The 4,124-nt window shown below is 73.2% G+C and carries 4 protein-coding genes; 3 read left to right on the forward strand and 1 reads right to left on the reverse strand.

Annotated elements, in window-relative coordinates; translation table 11 throughout:
* On the reverse strand, positions 1-1,005 hold a 1,005-nt coding region (locus JNW87_RS35625; RefSeq protein ID WP_238455215.1), incomplete at its 3' end, for an Hsp70 family protein.
* A 299-nt stretch (positions 1,006-1,304) separates the two neighbouring features.
* Between JNW87_RS35625 and JNW87_RS35630 the strand changes: the two genes are divergently transcribed.
* From JNW87_RS35630 to JNW87_RS35640, 3 genes are all read left to right on the forward strand, one after another.
* The gene (locus tag JNW87_RS35630) at positions 1,305-2,231 is read left to right on the forward strand and encodes an IniB N-terminal domain-containing protein (protein ID WP_109802107.1); all 927 of its coding nucleotides are present in this window, start codon (positions 1,305-1,307) and stop codon (positions 2,229-2,231) included.
* A gap of 115 nt (positions 2,232-2,346) precedes the next feature.
* A complete protein-coding gene (locus JNW87_RS35635; protein ID WP_238455216.1) occupies positions 2,347-2,796 on the forward strand; it encodes a dynamin family protein in 450 nt (149 codons plus the stop codon).
* A 34-nt stretch (positions 2,797-2,830) separates the two neighbouring features.
* On the forward strand, positions 2,831-4,124 hold a 1,294-nt coding region (locus JNW87_RS35640; RefSeq protein WP_238455217.1), incomplete at its 3' end, for a Rab family GTPase.

Genomic DNA, 4,124 nt, shown 5'->3' on the forward strand with positions numbered 1-4,124 from the left:
CTCGGCGAGCAGCTCGGCGACCAGCGGGATGCGGGTGGCGAGCAGCTCGGCGACCAGCGGGATGCGGGTGGAGCCGCCGGCGAGCAGCACGCCGTCGAGCTCCGCCGGCCGCAGCCCGGCCGAGTGGACGGTCCGGGCCAGCAGGTCGACGGTCGCCTGCACGGCCGGCCGGATCATGTCCTCGAACCGCACCCGGCTCACCGGCACCCGGACCGGCCCGTTCGGCAGGGTCAGCAGCACGTCGGTCTCCGTCCCGACGGTCAGTTCGCGCTTGGCGCGGTCGCACTCGGGCAGCAGTCCGCGCAGCGCGGCGTGCGTCTCCCGGCGTCCGGCCGCGGCGAGTTCCCGGGCGAGCACGGTACGCACGTGCTCCGCCAGCGCCTCGTCGAAGTCGGCGCCGCCGATCCAGTCCAGCCCCTGGGGAAAGCCGAAGGTCTCGTAGGTGCCGCGCGGGGTGCGGCGGACCAAGGCCGCCTCGAAGGTGTTGCCCCCCAGGGCGTAGACGGCCGCCGTGCTGCCCGGGAAGCCGCGCGCCGCGTGGCTCTCGGCCACCGTGACCGTGCGGGGAAGCAGCGTCACGTTGCCCAGGCCGAGCTGCCACAGGGCGCTGTGCAGCAGCTCCCGCCGGTGCCCTCCCCAGCCCGCGGGGTGGCTGAGCACGACGGCCTCGGCGGGCTCGCCCTCGCGGTCGAGGACTCGCTGCACCACCCACTCCGCCAGCACCGCGGTCAGCACCTGCGGCGGGAACGGCTCACCGGCGAGCAGGAGGGGCACGTCGTCGCCGACCCGGCGGACGAACCCCCGTGCCGTCCGGCTCCCGTCCCCACCGTCCGGCGCACCGACCACGAGCGACCCGTCCGTGGCCAGGTGCAGCACCGACGGTACGGTCGCCGACCCGCCGTCCAGCGCGACCACCTCGGGTCGCGCCCAGGTCGCACCCCGCCGCCGGGCCACGCCGGCCGCGGTGTTGGTGCTTCCGATGTCGATCCCCAGGACGTACGGCATCCGTTTTCTTCCTTCACCGTGAGTTGGCCGGCCGGTGGCGACGGTGCGACACCGTGCGGCGACCCACCCCGGCGGAACCCCGTGGGCTCCTACGTTCGTACCAGAGATCACTCCGGCATCGGGACCCTAACTCTGGCCGGCCCGGGCCCCCCAGTCCCCCTAACAGGCGAGGCGGAAAGCACCCTAATGGGGCGGGGCGGATTGCGGGCAGATCCCCGATGACCGTGCCGGCCCGCTCCCATAGCGTCGCTGTCGACGATCAACGGTGGCTGACGCCAACGTCCGAGGAGAACCGGCACATGGACCAGACCCTGCACGACTTCGTGCTCAACCTGCTGACCGACCCCGACGCCAAGTCGGCGTTCGAACTCGACCCGGAGGGCGCGCTGCAGGCCGCCGGGCTCACCGACATCACCGCCGCCGACGTGCAGGACGTGGTCCCGCTGGTCGTGGACTACGCACCGGTGAACGGGCTCGCGCCGGTGACCGCGGTGGCCGGGCAGCTCGGGGTCGACCCGCTGCTGGCCGACACCACCAGCGTCGTCGCCCAGCTCCAGTCCGTGCCGCAGGACATCGCCATCGGCAGCTCCTACTCCGGTGTGGACGTCAAGGCCGGCGTCCTGGGCGCCATCGCCGTCGACCCGACGGGCGTCGCCGCCGGGGCGGCCGTGCTGCCCGGGATCGGCCTGGGCGTCGGGCCGGGCGGCGTCGACACCGACCTGATCGGCGTGCACGACGTCGCACACACCCTCGACGCCGACGTGGTGGGCGTGGTGGACACCGCGGCCGACCCGGTGGTCGGCGACGTGGCCGGCACCGTGGGCCACCCGGACGGTCTGCTCGACGGCACCGACGCCGGTCTGCTCGGCACCCCGGACGGTCTGCTCGGCGGTCACGGGCTGCTCGGCGGCGACGGACTGCTCGGCGGCACGCTCTCCGGCACCCAGGGCCAGGTCGCCGGTGTCGTCGGCCCACTCGGCGTAGACGACACCCTGGGCGGGCTCGGCATCAGCGACTCCGGCGGCGTGGTCCCGGACGTCGACGTGCCGTCCACGGTGGGCGGCGTGACCCACCAGGTGGATGGCGTCCTGTCCGGCGTCACCGGCACGGTGGGCAGCGTCACCGGTGACGTCACCGACGGTGTGGACGGCCACGCCGGGATCCACGGCGACGCTTCCGCGTCGGCCGGCGGCGGGCTGCTGGGCCTCGGCGACGGTCTGCTCTGACCGGGGTCCGACGGGAGCGGAAAGCCGGATCGGCACTGCCGATCCGGCTTTCTCCCTGTTTCGGCGCAGATCCCCTCTTGATAATTGATCCGAAATCCGCACACTTGGTGCGGTGATGGCGGGGATCTGGCTGGACGCGCTCGACGAGATCGCCCGTACGTGCCGCGAGCACGGACGGGCGGACCTATTGTTGGCGGTCCGGCAGAAGCGGGCTCAGCTGCTCGACCCGAAGCTGCGCGTCCTGGTCATCGGCGAACCGAACCAGGGTAAGAGCCAACTCGTCAACGCGATCGTGAACGCGCCGGTGTGCCCGGTCGGCGACGGGCGCACCACCGTCCTGCCGACGGTGGTGCAGCACGCCGAGGTCGCGTCGGCCACGGTGGTCCAGGCCGCGTCCGCGCCGGGGCGGGCCGCCGGCACGTCCGTTCCGGTGCCCGCCGAGCGGACCCCCGTGCCGCTGGACCAGATCGCCGCCGGGGTGGCCGGCACGCTCGGCCGCCGGCCCGGCGGCGTCCGGCGTACGTCGAGATCGGACTGCCGCGCGCGCTGCTCGGCGCCGGACTGATGCTGGTGGACACACCCGGCGCGACGAGGTGGCCGTGCTGGGCGCCGCCGCCCCGCCCGCCGCGCTCCACCACGCCGACGCGGTGCTGCTCGTCTCCGACTCGACCCGGGAACTGTCGGTGGCCGAGCTGAACATGCTGCTGCACGTCACCCGGCAGCATCCGAACGTGGCGGTGGTGCAGACCAAGACCGACCTGGTGCCGGACTGGCGCGCGGTCGCCGAGCGCAATCGGCAGCACCTGGCCGAGGCCGGCGTACCGGCGGCGCTGATCCCCGTCTCGGCGGCGTTGCGGCTGCGCGCGGCGGCCGCCGACGACCACGGGCTCAACGCCGAGTCGGGCTTCCCGCTGCTGATCGCCCGCCTGCAGCGGGACCTGACCGGCAAGGCCGACGTGCTGGCCCGGGCCTCGGTCGCGATGATCGCCCGCACCGTCGTGGAGCAGCTCGCCGCGCCGCTGCGCGCCGAGCTGGAGAGCCAGGAGGCGGAGGAGCAGTCCGGCCCGATCTCCCGGCTGCACGTGGCCCAGCGCGAGGTCGACGAACTGCGCCGCTGCTCCACCCGCTGGCAGAACACCCTCGCCGACGAGATGGCCGACCTGCTCTCCGACATCGAGTACGACCTGCGCGACCGGACCCGGCAGATCCTGCGGATGGTCGACGAGGCGTTCGACACGGCCGATCCGCTGGTCGCCTGGGACACCTTCCAGGAGTGGCTGCAACAAAGCCTGGTCGAGGCGGCGGAGGCGAACCACGAGTGGTTGGCGCAGCGCTGCGACTTCGCCGCCCGGCGGGTCGCCGGCAACTTCGCCCGGTACGGCTACGACGTGCTGCCGCCCTGGTCCATGACGGTGCCGGAGGATCTCCTGGACCGGCTGCCGGAGATCGAGCGCCCGACCATCGACCGGTTCACCGTGAGCCAGAAGGCGATCACCGGCATGAAGGGTTCCTACGGTGGCCTGCTGATGTTCGGCCTGGTGATGACGCTGGCCGGCATGCCGATGATCAACCCGGTCTCGATCGGCGCCGGCGCGCTCTTCGGCGGCAAGAGCATCCGGGACGAGAGCAGGCAGCTGCTCCGCCGCCGGCAGGCAACCGTCAAGACGGCGGTCCAGCGGCACGTCGACGACTTCTTCGTCCGGACGACCAAGGAATGCCGGGACACCACCCGGCAGGTGCAGCGGATGCTCCGGGACCACTTCACCGCGCTGACCGAGGAGTTGCAGGAGGCCATCATCCAGTCGTTCCGTACCGCGAAGCAGGCCGCCGACACCGACGCGGCGGTCCGCGACCAGCGGCAGCGCGAGATTCGGCTGAAGATGACCCGGCTGG

This window comes from Micromonospora sp. ATA51 (assembly GCF_016802855.1).
GTDB lineage: Bacteria > Actinomycetota > Actinomycetes > Mycobacteriales > Micromonosporaceae > Micromonospora > Micromonospora sicca.